At 69.4% G+C, this 22,982-nt stretch carries 18 protein-coding genes and 2 pseudogenes; 6 read left to right on the top strand and 14 right to left on the bottom strand.

The window, feature by feature from the left end; all coding sequences use genetic code 11:
* Positions 1-55: 55 nt before the first annotated feature.
* Positions 56-2,521 carry a DEAD/DEAH box helicase gene (locus tag QFZ27_RS05840; protein WP_429225150.1) on the top strand — a complete coding sequence of 822 codons (2,466 nt, stop codon included), beginning with the start codon at positions 56-58 and terminating at the stop codon, positions 2,519-2,521.
* Positions 2,522-2,547: 26 nt separating this feature from the next.
* Here the strand turns inward: QFZ27_RS05840 and QFZ27_RS05835 are convergent, their stop codons facing one another.
* Positions 2,548-3,033, bottom strand: a complete 486-nt coding sequence (locus QFZ27_RS05835; RefSeq protein WP_429225149.1) for a GNAT family N-acetyltransferase — start codon at positions 3,031-3,033, stop codon at positions 2,548-2,550.
* A gap of 160 nt (positions 3,034-3,193) precedes the next feature.
* Positions 3,194-3,697, bottom strand: coding sequence for a nucleoside/nucleotide kinase family protein (locus tag QFZ27_RS05830; RefSeq protein WP_429225148.1), 504 nt, complete (start codon positions 3,695-3,697; stop codon positions 3,194-3,196).
* Positions 3,698-3,791: 94 nt separating this feature from the next.
* Between QFZ27_RS05830 and QFZ27_RS05825 the strand changes: the two genes are divergently transcribed.
* Positions 3,792-4,661 carry a glutamate racemase gene (locus tag QFZ27_RS05825; protein WP_429225147.1) on the top strand — a complete coding sequence of 290 codons (870 nt, stop codon included), beginning with the start codon at positions 3,792-3,794 and terminating at the stop codon, positions 4,659-4,661.
* Positions 4,662-4,671: 10 nt separating this feature from the next.
* Here the strand turns inward: QFZ27_RS05825 and QFZ27_RS05820 are convergent, their stop codons facing one another.
* The gene (locus tag QFZ27_RS05820; RefSeq protein WP_429225146.1) at positions 4,672-5,571 is read right to left on the bottom strand and encodes an SDR family oxidoreductase; all 900 of its coding nucleotides are present in this window, start codon (positions 5,569-5,571) and stop codon (positions 4,672-4,674) included.
* Between the two features lie 28 nt (positions 5,572-5,599).
* Positions 5,600-6,340, bottom strand: coding sequence for an SDR family oxidoreductase (locus tag QFZ27_RS05815; RefSeq protein WP_429225145.1), 741 nt, complete (start codon positions 6,338-6,340; stop codon positions 5,600-5,602).
* A 111-nt stretch (positions 6,341-6,451) separates the two neighbouring features.
* Between QFZ27_RS05815 and QFZ27_RS05810 the strand changes: the two are divergent.
* A pseudogene (locus tag QFZ27_RS05810) lies at positions 6,452-7,096 on the top strand (LysR family transcriptional regulator); the annotation flags it as partial.
* A gap of 61 nt (positions 7,097-7,157) precedes the next feature.
* Positions 7,158-7,361, top strand: coding sequence for a LysR substrate-binding domain-containing protein (locus QFZ27_RS05805; RefSeq protein WP_429225144.1), 204 nt, complete (start codon positions 7,158-7,160; stop codon positions 7,359-7,361).
* Positions 7,362-7,378: 17 nt separating this feature from the next.
* Here QFZ27_RS05805 and QFZ27_RS05800 read toward each other — a convergent pair whose 3' ends face one another.
* The 4 genes from QFZ27_RS05800 to QFZ27_RS05785 all read right to left on the bottom strand — a co-directional run bounded on the left by QFZ27_RS05800 (position 7,379) and on the right by QFZ27_RS05785 (position 11,290).
* Positions 7,379-9,187, bottom strand: coding sequence for an ABC transporter ATP-binding protein (locus tag QFZ27_RS05800; RefSeq protein WP_429225143.1), 1,809 nt, complete (start codon positions 9,185-9,187; stop codon positions 7,379-7,381).
* Between the two features lie 431 nt (positions 9,188-9,618).
* Entirely contained in the window at positions 9,619-10,239 is a 621-nt protein-coding gene (locus tag QFZ27_RS05795) for a hypothetical protein (RefSeq protein ID WP_429225142.1), read from the bottom strand.
* 142 nt (positions 10,240-10,381) lie between these two features.
* Positions 10,382-10,627: a hypothetical protein gene (locus QFZ27_RS05790; RefSeq protein ID WP_429225141.1), complete on the bottom strand. Its 246-nt coding sequence runs from the start codon at positions 10,625-10,627 to the stop codon at positions 10,382-10,384.
* Positions 10,628-10,636: 9 nt separating this feature from the next.
* A complete protein-coding gene (locus QFZ27_RS05785; protein WP_429225140.1) occupies positions 10,637-11,290 on the bottom strand; it encodes a peroxiredoxin in 654 nt (217 codons plus the stop codon).
* A 148-nt stretch (positions 11,291-11,438) separates the two neighbouring features.
* Here QFZ27_RS05785 and QFZ27_RS05780 point away from each other — a divergent pair, with 148 nt between their 5' ends.
* Entirely contained in the window at positions 11,439-11,999 is a 561-nt protein-coding gene (locus tag QFZ27_RS05780) for an ankyrin repeat domain-containing protein (RefSeq protein WP_429225139.1), read from the top strand.
* Positions 12,000-12,122: 123 nt separating this feature from the next.
* Here QFZ27_RS05780 and QFZ27_RS05775 read toward each other — a convergent pair whose 3' ends face one another.
* On the bottom strand, positions 12,123-15,269 hold the full coding sequence (locus QFZ27_RS05775; RefSeq protein ID WP_429225138.1) for an efflux RND transporter permease subunit: 3,147 nt from the start codon (positions 15,267-15,269) through the stop codon (positions 12,123-12,125).
* The gene (locus tag QFZ27_RS05770; protein WP_429225137.1) at positions 15,266-16,432 is read right to left on the bottom strand and encodes an efflux RND transporter periplasmic adaptor subunit; all 1,167 of its coding nucleotides are present in this window, start codon (positions 16,430-16,432) and stop codon (positions 15,266-15,268) included. Before QFZ27_RS05770 ends, QFZ27_RS05775 begins: the two co-directional genes overlap by 4 nt.
* 444 nt (positions 16,433-16,876) lie before the next feature.
* Here QFZ27_RS05770 and QFZ27_RS05765 point away from each other — a divergent pair, with 444 nt between their 5' ends.
* Positions 16,877-17,512 carry a TetR family transcriptional regulator gene (locus tag QFZ27_RS05765; protein ID WP_429225136.1) on the top strand — a complete coding sequence of 212 codons (636 nt, stop codon included), beginning with the start codon at positions 16,877-16,879 and terminating at the stop codon, positions 17,510-17,512.
* Positions 17,513-17,531: 19 nt separating this feature from the next.
* Here the strand turns inward: QFZ27_RS05765 and QFZ27_RS05760 are convergent, their stop codons facing one another.
* From QFZ27_RS05760 to QFZ27_RS05745, 4 genes and pseudogenes are all read right to left on the bottom strand, one after another.
* Positions 17,532-18,647, bottom strand: coding sequence for a glycosyltransferase (locus QFZ27_RS05760; RefSeq protein ID WP_429225135.1), 1,116 nt, complete (start codon positions 18,645-18,647; stop codon positions 17,532-17,534).
* The gene (locus QFZ27_RS05755; protein ID WP_429225134.1) at positions 18,647-20,260 is read right to left on the bottom strand and encodes a glycosyltransferase family 39 protein; all 1,614 of its coding nucleotides are present in this window, start codon (positions 20,258-20,260) and stop codon (positions 18,647-18,649) included. Before QFZ27_RS05755 ends, QFZ27_RS05760 begins: the two co-directional genes overlap by 1 nt.
* A 136-nt stretch (positions 20,261-20,396) precedes the next feature.
* Positions 20,397-21,261 (bottom strand): annotated as a pseudogene (locus QFZ27_RS05750) (4-(cytidine 5'-diphospho)-2-C-methyl-D-erythritol kinase).
* A complete protein-coding gene (locus tag QFZ27_RS05745) occupies positions 21,258-22,964 on the bottom strand; it encodes a tetratricopeptide repeat protein (protein ID WP_429225133.1) in 1,707 nt (568 codons plus the stop codon). Before QFZ27_RS05745 ends, QFZ27_RS05750 begins: the two are co-directional and overlap by 4 nt.
* Between the last annotated feature and the right edge of the window lie 18 nt (positions 22,965-22,982).

Raw genomic sequence — 22,982 nt, 5'->3', positions numbered from 1 at the left:
CATCCTTCGCAGCGACCGGACATCCATGACCGCTAAGCGACGAGCCTCGAAGCCCGTGGCCAAGCCACGCAAGGAAATGAAACTCTCGCGCACCCTGCAGCCGGCAGATCTGTCCCCGGTGGAATGGCAGAGGGCCCTGCGCCGCCAATTCGGCCGCGAGCAAGCCTTCACGCTCGAAAACCTCACGGACGAGCCGTTCTTCTCCGAATTCCGGATCGGCAATCCGACGACGAAGTCGAGCTACCGCGTGGTCATCCGTGGCCCGGGTCCCGGCGGCAACTATTGCGCCTGCCCCGACTACACGACCAATGAATTGGGCACCTGCAAGCACATCGAGTTCACGCTGGCCCAACTGGAGAAGAAGCGCGGGGCGAAGACCGCCTTCGCGCGTGGCTATCGGCCGGCGTTTTCCGAGTTGTACCTGCGCAACGACGGCGGCCGCCGCATCTATTTCCGAGCCGGAACGGATTGTCCGCAGGAGTTGGCCGAGGCAGCGGAGGCCCTGTTCGACTCCCGACGCGGCGGGGGGCTTCGGGATGACCGCTTCGGCGACATCGAAGCCTTCCTAGCCGCCGCTTCGAACAGCGGGCACGAGCTGCGGGCCTACGATGATGCCCTCGATTTCATCGCCGGACGGCGCGATGCCGGGCGGCGCGCCCAACGGCTCGAACAGCTGTTCCCGGAAGGCGCCGCCGACCCCAGGCTCGCGAACCTGCTGCAGGTGCCGCTCTATCCCTATCAGGCCGAAGGCGCGCTGTTCGCCGTCCGTGCCGGGCGGGCGCTGATCGGCGACGAAATGGGATTGGGCAAGACGATCCAGGCGATCGCGGCCATGGAGATCCTGGCGCGCCATTTCGGCCTCACCAAGGTGCTGGTGGTCTGCCCGGCCTCGCTGAAATACCAATGGCAGAGCGAAATCCTGCGCTTCTCCGGACGGCGCGGCGAGGCCGCGGCCCGGGTCATCGGCGGCGGCCGGGCGCAACGTCGGAAGGACTATGCCCTCGATGATTTCTGCAAGATCACCAATTACGAGAGGCTCGCGCCCGATCTTGAGCTGATCGCCGCCTGGGAACCGGACCTCGTAATCGTCGATGAGGCGCAGCGGGTCAAGAACTGGAACACCGTTGCCGCCCGCGCCTTGAAGCGCGTCGACAGCCCCTATGCGATCGTGCTGACCGGCACGCCGCTCGAAAACAAGCTGGAAGAGCTGGTCTCGATCGTCCAGTTCGTCGATCAATACAGGCTGGGGCCGACCTGGAAGCTTCTCTACGAGCACCAGGACAAGGACGAGACCGGCCGGGTCACGGGCTATAGCGGGCTCGAGAAGATCGGCCAGACCCTGGCGCCGATCATGATCCGCCGGCGCAAATCCGAGGTGCTGCGGCAGTTGCCGAGCCGGACCGACCAGACTCTCCTGGTCCCGATGACCGAAGGTCAGATGGCCTATCACAAGGAGAATGCCGATGCGGTGGCCCGCATCGTCCATCGCTGGCGCCGGATGAAGTTTCTGTCGGACAAGGATCAACGGCGGCTGACCTGCGCCCTCCAGAATATGCGCATGTCGTGCAACAGCACCTATCTCCTCGACCGGGAAACCGATCACGGGGTCAAGGCCGACGAACTGGTGGCTCTGCTCACCGATCTTTTCGCGGACCCGGACGCCAAGGCGGTGGTGTTCTCGCAATGGACGGGCAGTCACGACATCGTCACCCGGCGCCTGGAAGCGCAGGGGATCGGCTACGTCAGCTTCCATGGCGGCGTGCCGTCGGAGAAGCGCCCCGCCCTGATCGAACGGTTCCGCGTTGACCCCGGGTGCCGGGTGTTCCTGTCAACCGACGCCGGCGCCTCCGGCCTCAATCTGCAGCACGCATCGACCCTCGTGAATCTCGACCTTCCCTGGAATCCGGCAATCCTCGAACAGCGCATCGCGCGGATCCACCGGATGGGCCAGACGCGGCCGGTTCGGGTGATCAATTTCGTGGCGAAGGGCACCATCGAGGAGGGCATGCTGTCGGTGCTGGCCTTCAAGAAGTCCCTGTCGGCCGGAATTCTCGACGGCGGCGCCAACACCATCTCGCTCGGCGGCTCGCGCCTGACCCGCTTCATGAAGGATGTGGAATCCGTCACCGGGCAGATGGGCCAGGGCGAAGCCGTAACGCCGGCCGAGGAGGCCGGAGCTGCGGATGGCGCGGACGGGGCCGGCACTGCCGAGGCCGCGGAGGAGACGGAGGCCGGGATCGCAGCCGCGCCTGCGACGGACGATGCGGCCCCGCCGCACGGATCGGGTGCCAACCCCTGGCAGGCCCTGGCGCAGATGGCGATGCAGCTCGTCACGGCGGTGGCGGCGCCGAGGGATGCGGATGCCCCGGCGCATCCCTGGATCGAGCGCGACCCGACGACGGGGAAGCAGAGCCTAAGATTGCCGCTGCCGCCGCCCGCGGTCGCGCGCCAGCTCGCCGACGCGCTTTCGGTCTTCGCGGAGGGATTGCGTGGCCGCCTCGGCGAACCGCCGTCGCGTTGACCCGAACAGTGGCCGGACGCCACCCGCTAAGGCGGCGCGACGGCCTTGCTGAGGCGGCGCGTGGTCGGCGCGAAGCCGGCCGCCTCGTAGCAGGCGACGGCCCCGGCGTTGAACTCCCAGACGCCGAGCTCGAGGCTGCCGATGCCGTGGCCGCGCGCCCAGTCCTCGGCCCGGCGCAGCAGCAGCCCGGCGATGCCGCGGCGGCGGTGGCCCGGCAGCACCACCAGGTTGTCGATCTCGGCGAAGCGGCGCTCCGGCCGGACCGGATTGGCCGGGATCGTCTTCTCGGCCAGCGTGGCCAGCCCGGCCAGGGCGCCGTTGTCCTCGGCGACCAGGATGGTGGTGCCGGGACCTTCGATCAGGCCGGCGATCAGCTCCGGGCTGCGCGCCGGGCCTTCCGGCTCGGCGAAGACATCGGGCCGGACCTCGCGGTGGAAGCGGTCAAGCTCGGCGAACAGGACGCAGAGCGCGGCGTGCTCGTCCGGCCGGGCCGGGCGGATGATGATGGGCATGTCGGGTCTCCTGGTGGCGCCGCGCGGCCCGGAGACCCCATATGGAAATGCCGCCGGAACCGGCGGCATGGAATGGGCATGAAAGATCGTCCCCGCCGCCTCAGAAGGACGGGGCACCGTATCGCGAAGCGGGGCGAGGACGACGGATCATGCCGGCAGGCTATCGGCGGGCCGGGCCGCGGTCAATCGCGCGCCGCAGCGCCTCGGCGAGAACGGCGGCCGTCTGTTCCGGTGTCAGCCCGGCATTGTCGAGGACGAGGTCGGAAAAGGCCGGGTCGGCATAGCCTTCCGCATACATCTCGACGATCCGGTCGCGCTCCGCCGCCGACAGGGGCCTGCCGCCGCGATCGGCCAGGGCGACGGCCATCGGCGGTGCCAGCGTGGCCACGAACAGCCGCGCCCCGCGCCGGCCCGCTGCCGAGGCCAGGCGGGCATAGTCCTGCGGCCGCAGCGGATAGGCGATCACCAGGTCGCCGCCGGCGGAAGCGATCAGCCCCTCTATCCTGGCCAAAGCGATGGCGATGACGGTGTCGAGGTCGGCCTCGTCCGGCGCGCCATGGTTGTCGCCCTCGACAAAAACGGCGCCCGGCAGCAGGCCGGCCAGGCGCCGGCCCACCGTCGACTTGCCGGAGTTGATCGGCCCGTTGATGCAGATGAGATCCACGGCCTCCGTCTTACTCGCTGCCGACCCGACGGCCAATTGCCTTGAGAATGCCCCCGAGATCCGCTACCGCGAGGACAGCGCCACGGGGATGCGGATGATTGGGGTTTTCGATTCGGGACATGGCGGGCTGACGGTGCTGCAGGCGCTGACCCGGCACCTGCCGCAGCAGCGCTTCCTGTATCTCGGCGACCACGGCCACGCCCCCTATGGCAACCGCGAGCCGGAGGAGATCTACCGCCTGACCGTGGCGGCGGTGGAGCGGCTGTTCGGCCTGGGCTGCCGGCTGGTGGTTCTGGCCTGCAACACCGCCGCGGCCACCGGGTTGCGCCGGCTGCAGCAGAGCTGGCTGCCGCAGCACCATCCCGACCGGCGGGTGATCGGCGTGCTGGTGCCGATGGTCGAGGCGATCACCGGCGTGCCCTGGATGGCCGACATCCGCACCGGCCGGCATCGCGGCGAGCCGCGCACCGTCGCCATCTTCGCCACCCGCCACACGGTCCGGACCGGCGCCTTCGTCGAGGAGATCGGCAAGCGGGCGCCGGAGATCACGGTGGTGCAGCAGGCCTGCCCGGTGCTGGTGACGCTGATCGAGCGGGCGGCGCCGGAGGCGGTGCTGCGCCGCGCCGTGCGGCGCTATGCGGCGCTGCTGATGCGGCAGCTGCGGGGCGTGGCGCCGGATGCGGTGATCCTGGGCTGCACCCATTATCCCCTGGTCGCCGACCTGTTCGCCGAGGCGCTGCCGCCAGGCGTCGAGATGTTGTCCCAGCCCGACATCACCGCCCGCAGCCTGAAGGCCTATCTGCAGCGCCACCCCGAATTCGACACCGCCGGCGGAGCCGAGGCGCCGCCGCTGTTCTTCACCACCGGCGATGCCGAACTGGTCTCCGCCCTCGCCACCCGTTTCCACGGCCGCCCGGCACCGTTCCGGCCGATCGGGACGGAGGCGCTGGCCGGGGTGCGATAGCCGGCCCGCCTCAGCCGATCGACCGCGGCGTCAGGATGTCCTCAAGCCCGATCCGCCGCAGCAGCTCGGCCCGCACCCGGTCGGCGACGCCGTTGACGATCTCGGCGCCGTCCTGCGACGGGTCGATATGGACCCGGAACGGGCGCTTGCCGAACCGGGTGTCGACCACTTTGACGATGGCGTCCGCGACCGCCTGCGGGTCGGCGTCGGCCGGTTCCAGCGCCGCGAGGCCCTTGAAGGCGACCTCGCCGAAATCGGCGGTCGGACCGCGGGCGTACTCCTCCGCCCGCGCCGAGTCGGCCGGAGTGCCGGAATGGGCGAAGTGGTTGGTGCCCTTGGTGAAGGCGCCCGGCACGATGATCGAGGTCTCGATGCCCCAGCGCGCCAGCTCGCCGGCATAGCTGACCGCCAGCGCGTCCATCCCGGCCTTGGCGGCGAAATAGGGCGCCAGATAGGGCGGGGTGCCGCCGCGCGTGCTGCTGGACGAGACCCAGACAAGCAGGCCCCTGCCCTGCTGGCGCAGCTGCGGCAGGGCCGCGCGGTTGACGCGCTGCGTGCTCAGCACGTTGATGTCGTAGAGCTGGGCCAGCTGCTCCGGCGTGAACGCCTCGGCCGGGCCGTAGACCATATGGCCGGCATTGTGCACGACGACGTCGAGTCGGCCGTTATCGGCGATGATCCGGGCGATCGCCGCATCGACCGAGGGCTGCGACGCGACGTCGAGCTCGACCGTGCGCAGATCGACGCCGTGCTCTTTCGCATAGCCCTGCACCTCGGCCGCCTGCGGCGCGTTGCGGCCGGCGGTGTCGCGCATGCTGGCATAGACGATGTGGCCGGCATGGGCCAAAGCGCGGGCGGCCATCAGGCCGAAGCCGCTGGACGCGCCGGTGACGACGATGACATGGCTCATGGGATGCGCTCCTGAAACACGGTTCCGGTCAGACCAGGCCGCCATTGGCACGCAGCACCTGGCCGTTGACCCAGCCGCCATCCGGGCCGGCCAGGAAGGACACGGCCGCGGCGACGTCCTGCGGCGTGCCCAGCCGCTCCAGCGGGGCGGCCTTGGCAAGGCGCTCGACCAGCTCGGGCGACTTGCCGTGGAAGAACAGCTCGGTGCCGACCGGCCCCGGGGCCACGGCGTTGACGGTGATGGACCGGCCGCGCAGCTCCTTCGCCAGGATGCCGGTCAGGGTCTCCACGGCCGCCTTGGTCGCGGTATAGACGCCGTAGGTCTCCAGCCTGGTGCCGACGACGCTGGTCGAGATGCTGACGATGCGGCCGCCGTCGCGTAGCCGCTTGGCGGCCTCGCGCAGCACGTTGAAGGTGCCCTTGAGGTTGATCGCGACCGTCTTGTCGAACAGCGCGTCGTCGGTGTCGGCGATCCGCGCCAGCTGCATGACGCCGGCATTGTTCACCACCACGTCGACACCGCCGAAGGCGGTCTCGGCCGCCTCGAAGATGCGGCGCACCGCGGCCGGGTCGGCGACGTCGGCCTGGGCGGTCAGAGCGCGGCCGCCCGCCTGCTCGATGCCGCCGGCCAGGGCCTCGGCGGCCTCGGCATTACCGGCATAGTTGACGACGACGGTCAAGCCGTCACGGCCGAGCCGCTCGGCGATCGCGGCGCCGATGCCGCGCGAGGCGCCGGTGACGATTGCGACCTTGTTGCTCCGTTCGCTCATCTTGTCCTCCAAACCCGAGCTTCATGTCGGTGAGGCAAAGATGGACCTTATCCTCTTCCGGATAATCTGCTCTGATTTGACATCATCATTCGGATTTCAGGAACAACCACCATGGACCGGCTGGATGCGATGCGGCTGTTCCTGCGGGTGGTCGAGCGGCGCAGCTTCTCACTCGCGGCGCAGGATCTCGGCCTGCCGCGCTCGACCGCCACCGAGGGGGTCAAGCAGCTGGAGGCGCGGCTGGGCGTGCGGCTGCTGCAGCGGACCACCCGGCAGGTCAGCCCGACTCTGGACGGCGAGGCCTATTACCAGCGCTGCCTGTCGATCCTGGCCGATATCGAGGAGGCCGAGGCCGCCTTCACCGGCGCCAAGCCCAAGGGGCTGCTGCGGGTGAACGTGCACGGCATCCTGGCCCGGTCCTTCATGATGCCGGGCCTGCCGCGGTTCCTGGAGGAATACCCGGAGATCCAGCTGCATTTCGGCGAGGGCGACCGATTCGTCGACCTGGTGCGCGAGGGCGTGGACTGCGTCCTGCGGGTCGGACAGCCCGCCGACAGCACGCTGATCGGCCGCCGGATCGCAGTGCTGGCGGAGGGCACCTTCGCCAGCCCGGACTATCTGGAACGGTTCGGCACGCCGCGGACGCCAGACGATCTCGAGGGCCACCGCATGGTCGGCTTCCTGTCCTCCGCCACCGGCGCCCTGTTGCCGCTGGAGTTCACGGTCGATGGCGCCCGGCGCGACGTGACGCTGCCGGTGACGGTGTCGGCGGCGGGCGCTGAGATCTATTTCGCCGCCGGCCGGCTGGGGCTGGGGCGTGATCCAGCTGCCGCGCTACCGGCTGGCGGAGGATATGGCGGCCGGCACCATGGTCGAGGTGCTGGCCGACATGCCGCCCGCCCCGTCACCGGTCTATGTGCTGTACCCGCACAGCCGACAGCTGTCGCCGCGGGTCCGGGTGTTCATCGACTGGCTGGCGACGGAGTTCGCCGCCCGCCTGCCATCGGCCGAGGGTGGCTAGAGTCGGGAGGAAGCGGCTTACGCCGCTTCCTGGCCGTCTATCAGCCCCATCGCCTGGTGCTCGAACAGCTCGCGATAATGGCCGCCCTCGCGCTTCACCAGCTCGGCATGGGTGCCCTGCTCGACGATACGGCCGCGATCGAACACCAGGATGCGGTCGACCTTCTGCACGGTCGACAGCCGGTGCGCGACGATGATCGTGGTGCGGCCGACGATCAGCTTCTCCACCGCCGCCTGGATCAGCGATTCCGACACACTGTCGAGGCTGGACGTCGCCTCGTCCAGGATCAGGACCGGGGCGTCGGCCAGGATGGCGCGGGCCAGGGCGACGCGCTGGCGCTCGCCGCCCGACAGCTTCACCCCGCGCTCGCCGACCAGCGTCTCGTAACCCTGCGGCAGGCGGGAAATGAAGTCATGGGCATAGGCCTGCGTCGCCGCGTCGACGATCTGCTCCATCGTCGCGTCGGGCCGGCCATAGGCGATGTTCTCCGACAGCGAGCGGTGGAACAGCACCGGCTCCTGCGGCACCAGCGCGATCTGGCGGCGCAGGCTCTCCTGCGTCACCCCGGCGATGTCCTGGCCATCGATGCGGATGGCGCCGCCGTTCAGGTCATAGAGGCGCTGCACCAGCTTGACGAAGGTGCTCTTGCCGCTGCCGGAATGGCCGACCAGGCCGATCCGCTCGCCCGGGGCGATGGCCAGGGTAAAGTCGTCATAGATCGGCTGCTTCTGCCCCTGGTAGCGGAAGGTGACGGCGTCGAAATCGATCCGGCCGGCCTCGACCTTGATCTCCGGCGCCGCCGGCCGGTCCTCGACCCCGAGCGGCTGGTCCATGAAGTCGACCAGCTCCTCCATGTCGTTGACCGCACGCTGCAGGTTGCGGACATGCATGCCGACGCCGCGCAGATAGCCGTGGATCAGGGCGTAGGTGCCGAGGATGTAGGTGATGTCGCCCGGCGTCGCCATGCCGCGGCCCCACAGCCACAGGCCGATGCCCAGCACCATGCCGTTCAGCCCCACCATCAGCAGGTTCTGGGTGGTGCCGGAGTTGGTGCCGCGATGCCAGGTGCGGATGGTGCGCTGGCGCCAGATCTCGACCGTGCGGGCGATGAAGCTGTCCTCGCGCCGCTCGGCGCCGAAGGTCTTCACCACCGCGTTGCAGCCGATCGAATCGGCCAGGTTGCCGCCCAGCTTCGAGTCCATCTCGTTGGCCAGCCGCGCCGCCGGGGCGACGTAGCGCAGCACCAGCACCAGGCTGATCAGCAGGAACACGGCGACGCCCGCCGCCACCGCGGCCCCCATCAGCGGCCAGCGCGCCGCCAAGAGCGCGGTGGCGCCGAGCAGGATCAGGATCGACGGCAGCAGCTCGACCAGGATCACGTCGTTCAGCAGGTCCATCGCCCAGGTGCCGCGGTTGATCTTGCGGACCGTGGCGCCGGCGAAGGCATTGGCATGCCAGTCGGTGGAGAAGCGCTGGACGCGCCAGAACGCCTCCTGCGTCATCGCCTGCATGACCCGGGTGGTCAGCCGGATGATGGCGCGGAACACCGTGTCGCGCAGCGCCACGTAGACGATGCCGAGGGCGACGATGGTCAGCAGCGCCTGCAGCGCCGCGTCATAGCCGCCGGGGCCGGAGGCGATGGCGTCGACCATATGGCCGGCGAACACCGGCAGCACGACGTCGATGCCGGTCGAGGCCACCACGGCGCCGATCGCGACCGTCACCGGCAGCGGATGGCGGCGCCAATGGCCGAAGCTGAAGCGCAGCACGCGCAGCAGAGGATTCTGATTGGTGGTCTGGTCTTTGGTGGTCTGGTCTGGCGCCACGGTCGTTCCGACACCGCCGAAGCGGCATCCTCCCGGCTGAACGGTTCAGGCGAGTCGGCGAGGGCGAGGCCCCGGCACCGACGGCGATCTGAGGGTTTCGAGTGGGGCGCCCGGGCGGTGTAGGCCCGTTGGGCGTCCTCGGCGGGATCCGGAGGCCCCCGGGGCCAGACCAGCCGGGAGCGCGGAAGCGGACCTACCTAGTGGCGGAGGTCCGGGGAGCTGACGATGCGTGGCGATGTCACTGCAACTCCCCTCTGCCGTTTTGTGGACACCGTTCAACCCGTCGAGACCGACGGGAGGTTCTTGATACCAGCGACAGAATGTTTCGGCAAGTCGCGATGGGAGATTATCGGGCTGATGTGGGTTAGAGACGAAAAAGGGCCGCTCGCGCGGCCCTTTCCGGATGGATCGGCAAAAGAGAAAACTGGTGCTTACGGCTTCTTCGGCTTGACGGCCGGAGCTGCCGCCTTGTCGGCCGGCGCCGCCGCCGTCTGGGTCTTCGACCCGACCTCGTTGTAGCGCGTGTGCAGCATCTCGTAGGTCTTGTTCAGATACTCGTCGAGCTGCTGCGGATTGTACTTCACCACCTCGGCGAACTGGTCCTGGCGCGCCAGGCAGTAGGCGGCCTGCGTCATCCGCTGCATGCGCTGGGATTCGTCGTTCGCCATCTTGGTGCGATAGGTGTCGAACAGGCGCTGGCCGTTGCCCTTGCCGTACTTGCCAAGCAGCCGGCCGAGCTTGTCCTGGGTCTCCAGGATGCGGTCGTCGTTGTTGACCACCCACTGGCTGAAGGTCCGGAAGATGATCGGATCCTTGAACTCTTCCTTGCAGCTCAGCCCGGTGACCATCATCTCGGTCTGCAGCTTGACCAGCAGGTCGTAGCGCACCTCGGTCGGCGTCAACTGTGCCTTCGCCGGCAGGTTCACCGGCTGGTAGTTGCCGACATCGGGGAACAGCCCCCCCGTCTGCGGCTTCGGCGGCGGCGCCTCCTGGCAAGCCGCCAACGCCATGGCGGCCAAAGCGGCCACCGCAAAACCCTTCATCATCCTCATCGGTACCCCCGCAGATCCATCGCCCGCACTTTAGCGCAGAAGCCCCGCCGACAGAATTCGAAATGCTCCGCCGCACCGGCTGGGCTCACAACGTGCTTCAACTCGAACCCATATCCCATTGTGATGCATCAGTAAAGCGTGATCAGTCCTGGCTTAATTCCAGCGCCTCGACGCCAAGCTCGGTGAGTTGCCAGGACGGATCGGCAGCATCGGGGTCGAGACAGGCGACCAGCTTGGCCCGGCCGGTCTCGCGCAGGGTGGCGCGCACCCGCCAGAGCGGCAGGCTGGCGGCCTCGGCCAGCCCTGCCACGGTGTGCGGGACGGCGAGGAGGGTGAGGCTGCGCTTCGCCACCTCGGTCAGCGTGCCGTCCGGGTTGATGCAGGCCATGGACCCGGATCAGCCCTTCACCTCGGTCTCGCAATACCAGAAGTCGGTGTAGGCATAGCCGCCCTTGGCCCGGGCGTCGGCATCCTCGATCGTGCGCGGCGCCGGCACGATCACCTTGCCGCCGGGGCGCCAGTCGGCCGGGGTCGCGACCTTGTGCTTGTCGGTGGTCTGCAGCGCGTCGACCAGGCGCAGGATCTCGTCGATGTTCCGGCCGGTGGTCAGCGGATAGTAGATCATCGCCCGCACCACCCCGGTGGGATCGATGACGAAGACGCAGCGGCTGGTCTCGGTGCCCGACTGCTCCGGCATGATCATGCCGTACAGCGTGGCCACCTTGCGGTCGCCGTCGGCGATCACCGGGAACGGGATCCTGGTGCCGAACAGCTCCTCGATCCGCTTGGTCCAGGCCAGATGGGCGTAGATGCTGTCGATCGAAAGGCCCAGCAGCTCGACCCCGCGCTCCTTCAGCGCCGGGGCGATCCGCGCGAAGGCGACGAATTCGGTGGTGCAGACCGGGGTGAAATCGGCCGGGTGCGAGAACAGCACGACCCAGCTGCCGCGGAAATCCTCGAGCGCCAGGCGCCCATGGGTGGTCTCGGCTTCGAAGGGCGGGGCGACCTGCCCGAGGCGGGGCAGGCTGGGAAGGGAGGATGTCTCGGTCATGGCGGAACTCACTGCTGACAGCGATTGCGGCGTCGGCAGAGGATAGTCCAGCCGGGCCGCGAGGGCCAACCGGCTGGTCCGGACGGCGCGGCGCGGTATAAGCTCGCGCCCGAGCCCGCCGGGCCGGCGGGCCAGCCGGAGGATCGAGATGAGACGAGGCATCCGTGCCGCAGTGGCGCTGCTTCTCACCCTCAGCGGCCCGGCCGTGGCCGAGATCGATGTGCTGCGCCGGGCGCCGGAGCTGATCCGGGCGGTCGACGCCAACGATGTCGACAAGGTCCGAACCCTGCTGCTGAGCGGCACGCCGCCGAACGCGACCGATGCCGGCGGCCGCACCCCGCTGGTGATCGCCGCCCGCGACGGCCGCACCCCCATGGTACGTGAACTGCTGCGATTCGGCGCCCAGCCGGACCAGCCGGATTCGCTCGGCAACACGCCGCTGTACTGGGCCGCCGACACCGGTGATATCGGCATCGTGCGGGCACTGCTGGACGGCAAGGCCAACCCGAACCGTGCCAACCGCCAGGGCATCACCCCGCTGATGGCGGCTGCCCGCGGCGGCAGCCTGCCGGTGGTGGAGGCGCTGCTGGCGGGCGGCGCCAAGCCGCAGCTGCGCGACTTTACCGGCCGCTCCGCCCTGGGCTGGGCCGAGACCAGCCGGTCCCGCTCGGTCGCGTCGCGACTGCGCAAGGCCGGAGTGTCGGACTGAACCGATGAGAGCTGACGGACGGGGCGCGGGTTGCGGTCCGCGCCCCGTCCGCTTAGGAGTCCCGGTCGTCGAGGGGCAGCAAGGACGACCGGGACCGAGACGGGGCCGTGGGGCGACCCCGTCTCACGGATGCTCCGCCTGGGGGAAGGCGGGCCCCGCTTCCGTTGCCGGCTGCTTGCGATCGCGCCAGGCGATCAGCCGGTAGAACATCGGAATGAAGAAGGTGGCGATGACGGTGGCGGCGAGCATGCCGCCGATCACGCCGGTGCCGATGGAGTGGCGGCTGGCCGAGCCGGCGCCGCTGGCGATGGCCAGCGGCAGACAGCCCAGGATGAACGCCAGCGAGGTCATGACGATCGGCCGGAAGCGCAGCTTTGCCGCCTCCAGCGCCGCGTCGAAGGCGCTCATCCCCTCCTCGCGCTTCAGCACCGCGAACTCGACGATCAGGATCGCGTTCTTGGCGGCGAGGCCGATCAGGGTGACCAGGCCGATCTGGAAGTAGACGTCGTTCTGCAGCCCGCGCAGCCAGACCGCGACCAGCGCCCCGAACAGGGCGAAGGGCACGGCGGTCAGCACCGCGATCGGCAGCGACCAGCGTTCGTACTGCGCCGCCAGGATCAGGAACACCATGACCAGGCCGAACAGCAGCGCCTGGTTGCCGGAGCCGCCGGTCGACTGCTCCTGGAAGGCCGAGCCGGTCCAGGCCAGGGCATAGCCCTGGGGCAGCACCTCTTTGGCCAGTTGCTCCATCGCCGCGATCGACTGGCCGGAGGAGAAGCCCGGGGCCGGGCCGCCCATGATCTTCGCCGCCGGGAAGATGTTGAAGCGCTCGACCTGGTCGGGGCCGACGACCCGCCGGCTCTTCACCAAGGCGTCGATCGGGATCATGGCGCCGCTGTCGGCGCGGACGAAGACCTGCTTCAGATCCTCCGGCCGCTGCCGGAAGCTGCCCTCCGACGCCAGGCTGACGCGGTAGTTGCGGCCGTACAGCGTGAAGTCGTTGACGTAGAGGCTGCCGAAAGTGGCCTGCATCGCGTCGAAGATCGACGAGATCGGCACGCCCAGCGCCCGCGCCTTCTCGCGGTCGACGTCGAGCTTGTACTGCGGGATGGCGATGTTGAACTGGGACCGCACCCCGGCCAGGTCCGGCCGCTTGGCGGCGGCGTCGACCAGCCTCTGCGTCGCCTCGGCCAGGGCCGGATAGCCGGCGCCGGTGCGGTCCTGGACGTAGGCCTCGAAACCGCCGGTGGTGCTCATGCCCATGATCGGCGGCGGGTTGAAGGCCAGCACCATGGCGTCCTTGATGCCGGCATTCATGCCCATGAACGGACCCGGCAGGTTGCGCGCGTCCAGCGCCGGGTCGGTGCGCTGCGACCAGTCCTTCAGCGGCACGAAGACGACGCCGCCATAGGTCTTCTGCGCCGCCGACAGCAGGTCGAAGCCGGGCACGTCGATGCTCTCGCTGACCGCCGGGTGCTTCAGGATGTTCCGGGTCGCCTCGGACAGTGCCTTCTCGGTCCGCTCCAGCGAGGCGGCGGGCGGCAGGAAGGCGGCGACGATCAGATAGCCCTGGTCCTCATCCGGCACCAGCGAGCCCGGGATCTTCTGGAACAGATAGCCCGCCACCCCGGCGAAGCCCGCGAACAGCAGCAGGCCGATGGCGAAGCGCTTGAGGAAGAAGCGCACCCCGGCGGTGTAGGCTGAGGTGATGCCGTCGAACACCCGGTTGAACCAGCGGAACGGCAGCGCCGGCTGGTGGTGGCCGGGCTTGAGGATGAGGGCGCACAGCGCCGGGGTCAGCGTCAGAGCGACGATGCCGGAGATGGTGACCGAGACCGCGATGGTGACGGCGAACTGGCGGTACATCTCGCCGGCAAGCCCGCCCATGAAGGCGACCGGCACGAACACGGCGCACAGCACCAGCACGATGGCGATGACCGGGCCCGAGACCTCGTCCATCGCCTTCCGCGCCGCTTCCTTCGGCGGCAGCTTCTCGGTGCGCATGATGCGCTCGACATTCTCGAGCACCACGATCGCGTCGTCGACGACGATGCCGATGGCGAGGATCAGGCCGAACAGAGTCAGGAGGTTGATCGAGAAGCCGAGGATGTACATCCCGGCGAAGGTGCCGAGGATCGAGATCGGCACGGCGATCACCGGGATCAGCGTCGCCCGCAGGTTCTGCAGGAAGACGAAGACCACCAGCACGACCAGGACCATCGCCTCGATGAAGGTCTTGATCACCTCGTCGATCGAGACCTGGACGAAGCGGGTGGTATCGTAGGGGATGGCGTAGGTGATGCCGTCGGGGAAGGCCTGCTTCAGCTCCTCCATCCGGGCCTTGACCCCCTCCGCCGTCTCCAGCGCGTTGGCGCCGGGCTGCAGGTAGATGCCGATCGCGGCGGCCGGCTTGCCGTTGTAGTTGGCGGCGGAGTTGTAGGCCTGGGCGCCGAGCTCGACCCGCGCCACGTCCTTCAGCCGCAGCGTCGCCGCGTTGCTGTCGGATTTCAGGATGATGTTCTCGAACGCCTCGGCGTTCGGCAGGCGGCCGTCGGTGGTGGCCGAATAGGTGAAGGCGAGGCCGCTCGCATCCGGCTCCTCGCCGAATCGGCCGGCGGCGAACTGGGCGTTCTGCTCCCGGATCGCGGCGGAGACGTCGCTGGGCGTCAGGCTGTACTGCGCCAGCTTGTCCGGCCGCAGCCAGATCCGCATCGAATAGTCCTTGCCGGCGCCGAACAGCGTGGCATCACCGACGCCGGGCACGCGCTTGAGATCGTCGATGACGTTCAGCAGCGCGTAGTTGTTCAGGTAGATCGGGTCGTACTGCCCGCTCTCGTCGTGCAGGATCACCGCCTGCAGGATCGAGCTCGACTTCTTGTCGACGCGGACGCCGGTGCGCTGCACCTCCTGCGGCAGGGTCGGCAGCACGCGCTGGACCCGGTTGTTGACGTTGATCGTCGCCTGATCGGGATCGGTGCCGATCTTGAAGGTGACGGTCAGCGTCATGGTGCCGTCGCCGGTGTTGGTCGACCGCATGTACAGCATGTTGTCGACGCCGTTGATCTGCTGCTCCAGCGGCGCGGCGACGGTCTGGGCCACGGTCTCGGCGCTGGCGCCGGAATAGCTGGCCGAGACCGTCACCTCGGGCGGCACGATCTCCGGATACTGCGCGATCGGCAGCACCCGCATCGCCACCAGCCCGGCCAGGGTGATGACGATCGAGAGGACGGCCGCGAAAACCGGCCGGTCGATGAAGAAGCGGGAGATCACGGGGCCACCTGCGCCACCTTGGCCCCGGACGGGCGCACCGGGCTGCCCGGCCGGACCTTGATCACGCCCTCGGTGATGATCCGGTCGCCCGCCTTCAGGCCGGCCTCGACCAGCCAGCCGCCCTCGACCTCGCGGCCGAGCGTCAGCGGCCGGGCCTCGGCCTTGTCGCCCTCGCCCAGCGCATAGGCGAAGGGACCCTGCGGGCCCTGCATCACCGCCACCTGCGGCACCACGATGCCCTGCTTCAGCGCCAGGCCGCCGACGGTGACCCGGACGAACTGGTTCGGCATCAGGATGCCCTGGGCGTTCGGCAGCATCGCCCGGGCGCGGATCGTGCCGGTCTGGTCGTCGACGATGCTGTCGGTGAAGTTGATGGTGCCGCCATGCTCATAGGTCCGCCCGTCGCCGAGCTTGACCGACACCGGGAAGCGGCGGTCCTTCGGTCCGTCGGCCTTGCCCTCGTCGAGCAACCGCCGGATCTCGGCGAAATCGGCGTCGCTGAAGGAGAAGCTGACATAGGCCGGGTCGAGCTGGGTGATCCGGGTCAGCAGGCCGTTGGCGCTGATCAGGCTGCCCTCCGGCACCTCCTCGATGCTGGTCATGCCGCCCAGCGGCGCCGTCACCGTCGTGTAGTCGAGGTTGAGCTGCGCCGTCTTCAGCTGCGCCTGGGTGGTGGCCACCGCCGCCTCGTCGGTGCGGACCTTGGCCGCGGCGTCGTCGCGGTCGCGCTCCGACCCTGCGCGGGCGGCGAACAGCTTGGCGGCGCGCTCGGCGTTGACGCGGTCGTTGGCAAGCTGGGCCTGGGACTGCTGCAGCTGAGCCTGGGCGCGCGCCACCTCGGCCTGGTAAGTGGCGGGGTCGATGCGGAACAGCTCCTGCCCTTCCGCCACCCGCTCGCCTTCGGTGTAGTCGCGCTTCAGCAGGATGCCGCCGACGCGGGCGCGCACCTCGATCTCGCGGAAGGCCGAGACCCGGGCGGCGTAGGTGTAGGTCAGCGGCACCGGACCGGCCTCCACCTCCTGCACCGTCACCTCCGGCGGCGGCGGCGCGGATTGCGTCTGGGCCTGGGCTTCACCGGTGTTTTCGTTGCAAGATGCAAGAATCGGCGCGGCGGCCAGGGTGACGGCCAATGCGACGGCGCGAATTGATGACGTCTTGCTCACGGTGACCGCACCTTTGCCTCAGAGTTTTTCGCACTGCACAATAAATTTGAACGACGGGCTGCAGCGCAGGATTGCTTTACATACATTCCAGAATGTATGTTTCAGAGATGCGCAAGATCCCCAAGACGTTTCATTCGACCCCCACACCGTCCTATCGGCGCATCCCCAGAATGCCTGCTCTTGGCCGCCCGGGCAATGGCGGAGGCCGAGCCGACATATTAAGAGTTGTTATCGGGAGAGACGCGGCAGCCGGTCTCCGGAAAGACGGAATAATGTCGGGGCGCACCCCGAATCCCGGATGGCTGAGCTCACGACAACCCCTTCCCGCTGCCGGAATCTTTTGCACCGCACACATCCCGGGGCCTCCGGGACATCATGCAGGGATGGACTTATATACATACTTGGACGTATGTAAAGAGAAAAAAGGGGGAGAGGAGTAGAGACATGGCACGCCGCACCAAGGCCGAGGCGGAAGAGACCCGGCAGAAAATCCTGGACGCAGCGGAGCGGCTGTTCTTCGTCGACGGGGTGTCGCGCACCTCGCTGGAGCTGATCGCCAACGCCGCCGGGGTGACCCGGGGCGCCATCTATTGGCACTTCAAGAACAAGGTCGAGCTGTTCGAGGCGCTGCACGAGCGGGTGAAGCTGCCGGCGGAGGACATCGTCGAGCGGGCGATGGCCGACGGCCATCCCGACCCGCTGGGTCTGGTCGAGCAGGCGATGGTCGAGAGCTTCATCGCCCTGACCGAGGACGAGCAGCGCCAGCGGGTGTTCACCATCCTGACCTGCCGCTGCGAGTATGTCGGCGAGATGCTGGCGGCGCTGGCCCGGCAGCGCGAGGCGCATGACCATATGCGGGCGACCATGAGCCAAGCCTTCACCATGGCGCGGGACTCCGGCCGGCTGAGCCCGGCCTGGCCGCCCGATGTGGCGGCCAGCACCCTCACCTGCCTGATGGTCGGGCTGATGGTCGACTGGATCCGCTTCGGCCGCCGCTTCGACCTGGTCGAGACCGGCACCCGCAGCGTCGGCGAGCTGTTCCGGTCGTTCCGGCGCGAGACCGAGCCGGCGATGTGCTGACCGCGCTCCCGGGCGACCGCTATTCCCCGGCCGCCTGGGTCCGCGTGCGGGCGCGCTTGCTCCAGGTGAAGGTCGAGGTGACGCCGAAGTTCCAGACAGAGGACAGGGCGGCGCCGAGGAAGCTGGCGAGCGCCCAGGGCAGGTGTTGTTCGTACAGGAACTCGGCCACCTGCAGGTTGATCACGGCACCGATCGCGCAGGCGGCGTAGAAGGACAAGAGGCCGCGCAGGAAGTCGCGGCCGCGCAGCTGCTTGTCGCGATAGGTGATGCGGTTGTTGAGAGCGAAGTTCGTGGACATCGCCACCACGGTCGCCACCGCCTGGGCCCAGTAGAAGTCCCAGTCGAAGGCGTGCAGGAACAGCCCGACCAGGGCCAGTTGCACCGCCACGCCGGACAGCCCGACCATGACGAACAGGATGAAGCGGGCCGGGATCGTCCCGCCCAGCACCTTGTCGAAGATCAGCATCAGGAATTCCAGGCTCACGGCGAAGTCGAGCTTGCTTTCGCCGCTGAGCCGGCTGCGGAAGACAAAGGGCAGCTCGGCGAAGCGCAGTGGGCGCCCGGCCGAGGCGAAGATGTCGAGCAGGATCTTGAAGCCCTGCCCGTTCAGCCGGTCCGCGACCTCTTCGATCAGCGGCCGGCGCAGCATGAAGAAGCCGCTGAGCGGGTCGCTCAGCTCGCGCGGCACCACCATGCGGGCGAGGCGGATGCCGAGGCCGGACAGGCGCTCGCGCTTCTCGGAGAAGGTGCCGAGGTCGCTGCCCGGCAGGAAGCGGCTGGCGACGACGATGTCGAGCGTGTCGGCCTTCAGCCGGGCCAGCATCTGCGGCAGCAGCGACTCGTCATGCTGCAGGTCGGCGTCCATCACCGCGAGATAGGGCGCACCGGTCGCCATCATGCCCTCGACCGTGGCCGAGGACAGGCCGCGCCGGCCGATCCGCTTCAGGCAGCGGACATTGTCCCGGGTCTCGGCGATCTTGTAGACCGCCTCGGCGGTGCCGTCGGTCGAATCATCGTCGACGAAGATCACCTCCCAGGCGATCCCGGTCAGGGCCGCGTCGAGCAGCTCGACGAGCCGCCCGACATTGCCGACCTCGTTCAGCGTCGGCACCACCACGGCAAGCTCGTAGCGCATCACTTCGCCGTTTCCCACGGTGCGTTCGGCGGCAGCGGCAGCGGCCAGGGCGCCTTGAAACCGCGCGCGGTGTAGACGTGCAGGGTCAGCTCGGCCCGGCCACCGCGATGGACGATGATGTCCGGCTGCGGCTCGACCGAGGCGAAATAGGGCCGCCAGCGCTCGTCGAACTTCTTCAGGAACTCGTCCTGGCCGATGATCACCGCGTCATGGCCGGCGAAATCCATCTGGTTCCAGCCGAAGGCCAGGTTGCGCGGGTCTTCGCACAGGCACAGCACCGGCAGCCGGTCGCCGAGCTGGACATCGATCTTGCCCGCCTGGTGCCATTGCGTGCCGACCGCGAACAGGCCGGGCCGGCCGAACCAGCCGCGCTCCTGCGCCGCTGCGCGCAGGTCGGTCCAGTCCAGCCCCTCCAGCGTCGGGTCCTTCTCGATCGTGGCCCGGTCGAGATAGGGCAGCGCCCGCATCCAGCCGGTGGCGGTGTGGCTGCCCAGCACCACCAGCACCACCACCGTGGCGATGGCCGACGCCTTGAGCCAGACCCGGGCGGGACGGCTGCCGGCTTCCAGCCACCGCGCCGTGGCGGCGCCGAGCAGCGGGAACAGCATCAGGTAGCCCGGCGCCTGCCAGTGGAAATGGGCGCCGACCTTGGCCCAGGAGGCGACCGCGGTGAACAGCACGATCGGGATGATGGCGAGGCTGACCAGGAACCAGGCCCGCAGGTCCTTCGGCCCGCGGAACAGCCCGGCGCCGAACACCCAGATCATCGGCAGCCAGATCCAGGGCAAGAGCCAGATCGCCTGGCCGCCGATGTTCTGGCCCAGCCAGTCGAGCCGGAAGCGCCCGCCGGAGCTGCGGCCGCTCTGGAACAGGAACGACACCCACTGGTTCTCGGCGTTCCAGATCAGCACCGGCGAGAAGATGGCGAAGGCGATGACGACCGCGATCCAGGGCGCCGGATGGGCCAGCCAGCGCCGCCGCCCCGGGGTGGTCAGCAGGAACAGCAGCAGCCCGGCCATCATCAGCGAGGCGTGGTATTTCGACAGCAGCGCCAGGCCGAAGCAGACCCCGGCGGCCAGCCACCAGCCCCAGGCGGCGCGCGGCGACAGCGTCTCCGGCTCCGGCACCACCACCCGGGCGGTGCAGTACGCCGCGGCGAGCAGGAACAGGAACAGCGGGCCGTCCGGCTGCACCCAGCTGCCGACGCTGAGGAAGAACACGGCCGACAGGTTCAGCAGCAGCGCCGCCCAGACCCCGGCCCAGGCGCCGAACAGGGTGGCGCCCAACCGGTACATCAGCCAGGTCGAGACGCCGAACATCAGCACATAGGGCAGGCGCAGCCACAGCTCGGCATCGCCGAAGCCGATCATGGCGTGGGTCAGCCACAGGAACAGCGGCGGCTGGTCGAAATAGCTGAGCGCCCAGAAGCGGGCGGTGGCGACGTAGTAGGATTCGCCGTTGCCGTAGCCGAGCGCCCAGGCCAAGGCGAGCCGCAGCAGCCCGCCCAGCAGGATCAGCCAGAATATCGCCCCCTGGGGGGTGTCGAGCCGCAGCCAGCCGGCGGATCGCGTGGATCCGGGCCGGGCGGACGCGGCGGAAAGAGCGTCGGTCATCCGCATTCCCAGCAGCCGCCGCGATGGCGGGCTGCACCTATAGATCCCGCGGATCGGTCGATCCCGCGCGACCGCGCTTCATACCAGCACGGGCTTCGGCCGGCCAGCGCGGATCATTCCGAGAGGCTGCGACCGGTTACAGCAGCGCCGCGGCCGCCGCCCACCAGCCGCGGCCGGCCAGCGCCGCCTCGGCGGCCTTCGCCGCCGCCGGGCCATCGAACAGGCCGAAGCAGGTGGCGCCGCTGCCCGACATCCGGGCCAGGCGGCAGCCCGGCTGCGCCGCCAGCGCCGACAGCACCTCGCCGACCACCGGCACCAGGGACGTTGCCGGCGTGGCGAGGTCGTTGCCGCGCCCGGCCAGAAGGGCACAGAGCCGCTCCAGCGTCGGCCGCGCCTCGGCGAAACGGGCCTCGGCCGAGAAGCCGCCGCTGCGGGCCCGGAACACGTCGGGCGTCGACAGCGGCACGCCGGGATTGACCAGGAGGATCGGCACGCCGGCCAGGTCCGGCCCCGGCTCCAGCCGCTCGCCGATGCCGCCGAGCCAGGCGGTGCGGCCAGCGAGGCAGACCGGGACGTCGGCGCCGAGCCCGGCCGCGACCTCGAGCAGGCGCGAGTCGTCCGGCGCCAGGTCCCAAAGCACGGCAAGGCCGCGCAGCACGGCCGCGGCATCGGCCGAGCCGCCTCCGATCCCGGCCGCCACCGGCAGGCGCTTGTCGAGGGTGACGGCGATGCCGTCCGGCCGCCCGGCCGCGGCGGCGAGGCGCCGGACCGCGCGCAGCGCCAGATTGTCGTCGCCCGGGGGGATGGCGCCGGCGAAGGGGCCGGTGACGGTCAGGCGTGGCGCCTCCGCCACTTCAAGGGTCAGCCCGTCGCCGACGTCGGCGAACACCACCAGGCTTGTCGAGCAGGTGGTAGCCGTCCGCGCGCTTGCCGACGACATGGAGGTAGAGATTGACCTTGGCCGGCGCGGTGCCGGACCAGACATCCTGCGCCACGGTCAGTTCGATTTGACCGGGGCCGAGGCCTCCTCGGCGGGCAGGCCGTTGGCCAGCTTGGCCTCGATCTTGTCCTTCGGCGGGTCGCCCTCGGTGGTGCGCAGCGCCGCCTCCCACTGGTAGCGGGCCTCGAGCTTGCGGCCGACCCGCCAATAGGCGTCGCCGAGATGGTCGTTGATGGTCGGGTCCTCGGGCTTCAGCGAGATCGCCTTCTCCAGCGTCTCCACCGCCTTTTCCATCTGGTTGGTGCGGTAATAGACCCAGCCCAGGCTGTCGATGATGTAGCCGTCGTTCGGCGACTGGTCGACCGCCTTGCGGATCAGATCCTCCGCCTCCCTCAGGTCCTTGCCGCGGTCGAGCAGCGAGTAGCCGAGATAGTTCAGCAGGTTGGCGTGGTCCGGGTTCAGCCCGATGGCGCGGCGCAGATCCTGCTCGGCCCGGTCGAAGCGGCCGCTGCGCTCGAGCGCGATGCCGCGGCGGTACAGGAAGGTCCAGTCGACCTCCTCCAGCCGCTTCTGCCGGCGCGCCGCGTCGTCATAGGCGACGACGGCTGAGGCGAAATCCTGCTTCGCCCGGTACAGGTCGGCGAGGCGGAGATAGCCGGCCGGGCTGTCCGGCCGCTCCGACACCAGGTCGGCGGCCAGGGCGATGCCCTTGTCGAACTGCTCCAGGCTTTCATAGGCCAGGGTCTCGCGCAGCCGTGCCATCCAGCCGGCCGGGGTGCCGTCCGGCAGCGCTTCATAGGCGGCGATCGCGTTCTGGTACTGGTCCTGCCCGGACAGCACGTCGCCCAGCAGGATCTGCGTCACTGGGAAGTCGGGCCGCAGATACAGGGCCAGGCGGGTGTAGATCAGGGCGGTGTCGCCGCCCTCGGCGTCGCGGTCCTGGCTGACGGCGCTGGCGATGTAGAACAGGGCCTCGGCCAGCCCTTCGGCCGGGCTGCCGATCAGCGGCTGCGGCCGGTCGCCCTTGTCCAGGCGCTGGATCGCCGGCTCCAGCAGCAGGTTGTCGCCGTTGCGGTCGGTGAAGCTGCGATAGAGCTGGCGCGCCTTGTCGCGCTGGCCCTGGCGCTGATAGACGCCGGCCAGCCCTTCGACCAGCCGCACCGTGCCGCCCATGTCGCCCAGCGCCTCATAGGCCTTCTGGGCGCCGTCGAGGTCGCCGAGATAGTCGAGCAGCAGCGCCTTCTGGATCGACGACAGCGCGTCCGGCCGCGGCGGCTGCAGCATCGGGTCGAGGCTGGACAGCGCCGCCTTGCCGTCGCCGGCGCCGACCCGGAGCCAGGCGGCGATGATCGGCGTGATCGATCTGGCGGTGCCCGCCGTCTCCATGGTCTTCAGCCGGGCCAGGGCGTCGCGCCACTTGCCGGCCTTGGCGTCGTGCAGGATCAGGGTGATGCGGACCAGCTGGTCGGCGGTGTCGGCCGTGTCCAGCCGCTGGGCCAGCTTGGCGGCGCCGTCGACGTCGCCGCCGGCCAGGGTCAGGGTGAAGCTGCGCCGCAGCAGCGCCAGGTTGTCCGGGTCGGTCGCCAGCACCTGGCTGAAGAACCGGCCGGCGGCGGCGAGGTCGCGGGCGACCAGCGCATGGGCGCCGGCGAGATAGGCGCCCGAGACGGTGCGCGGATCGGTGGCGGCCTCGGCGGCCGGCGGCCGCAGCATCGCCGTCGCCGCGACACAGGAGGCCAGGAGGGTCGTCCGCCAGACGGTCATGCGCGCGTCCACTTCGCC

The sequence above is a fragment of the Inquilinus ginsengisoli genome (assembly GCF_050434925.1).
In the GTDB taxonomy this organism is placed as follows: Bacteria; Pseudomonadota; Alphaproteobacteria; order DSM-16000; family Inquilinaceae; genus Inquilinus; species Inquilinus ginsengisoli_B.
The sequence above is the reverse complement of the archived record's forward strand: the minus strand, read 5'-3'. Positions and strand labels throughout refer to the sequence as shown.

Bases quoted from the DNA above. Each gene is read 5' to 3' on its own strand.
- QFZ27_RS05780 (WP_429225139.1), top strand. From the start codon at position 11,439: ATGAGACGAGGCATCCGTGCCGCAGTGGCGCTGCTTCTCACCCTCAGC.
- QFZ27_RS05745 (WP_429225133.1), bottom strand. From the start codon at position 22,964: ATGACCGTCTGGCGGACGACCCTCCTGGCCTCCTGTGTCGCGGCGACG.
- QFZ27_RS05760 (WP_429225135.1), bottom strand. From the start codon at position 18,647: ATGCGCTACGAGCTTGCCGTGGTGGTGCCGACGCTGAACGAGGTCGGC.
- QFZ27_RS05825 (WP_429225147.1), top strand. From the start codon at position 3,792: ATGATTGGGGTTTTCGATTCGGGACATGGCGGGCTGACGGTGCTGCAG.
- QFZ27_RS05815 (WP_429225145.1), bottom strand. From the start codon at position 6,340: ATGAGCGAACGGAGCAACAAGGTCGCAATCGTCACCGGCGCCTCGCGC.
- QFZ27_RS05820 (WP_429225146.1), bottom strand. From the start codon at position 5,571: ATGAGCCATGTCATCGTCGTCACCGGCGCGTCCAGCGGCTTCGGCCTG.
- QFZ27_RS05785 (WP_429225140.1), bottom strand. From the start codon at position 11,290: ATGACCGAGACATCCTCCCTTCCCAGCCTGCCCCGCCTCGGGCAGGTC.
- QFZ27_RS05765 (WP_429225136.1), top strand. From the start codon at position 16,877: ATGGCACGCCGCACCAAGGCCGAGGCGGAAGAGACCCGGCAGAAAATC.
- QFZ27_RS05790 (WP_429225141.1), bottom strand. From the start codon at position 10,627: ATGGCCTGCATCAACCCGGACGGCACGCTGACCGAGGTGGCGAAGCGC.
- QFZ27_RS05795 (WP_429225142.1), bottom strand. From the start codon at position 10,239: ATGAGGATGATGAAGGGTTTTGCGGTGGCCGCTTTGGCCGCCATGGCG.
- QFZ27_RS05755 (WP_429225134.1), bottom strand. From the start codon at position 20,260: ATGACCGACGCTCTTTCCGCCGCGTCCGCCCGGCCCGGATCCACGCGA.
- QFZ27_RS05835 (WP_429225149.1), bottom strand. From the start codon at position 3,033: ATGCCCATCATCATCCGCCCGGCCCGGCCGGACGAGCACGCCGCGCTC.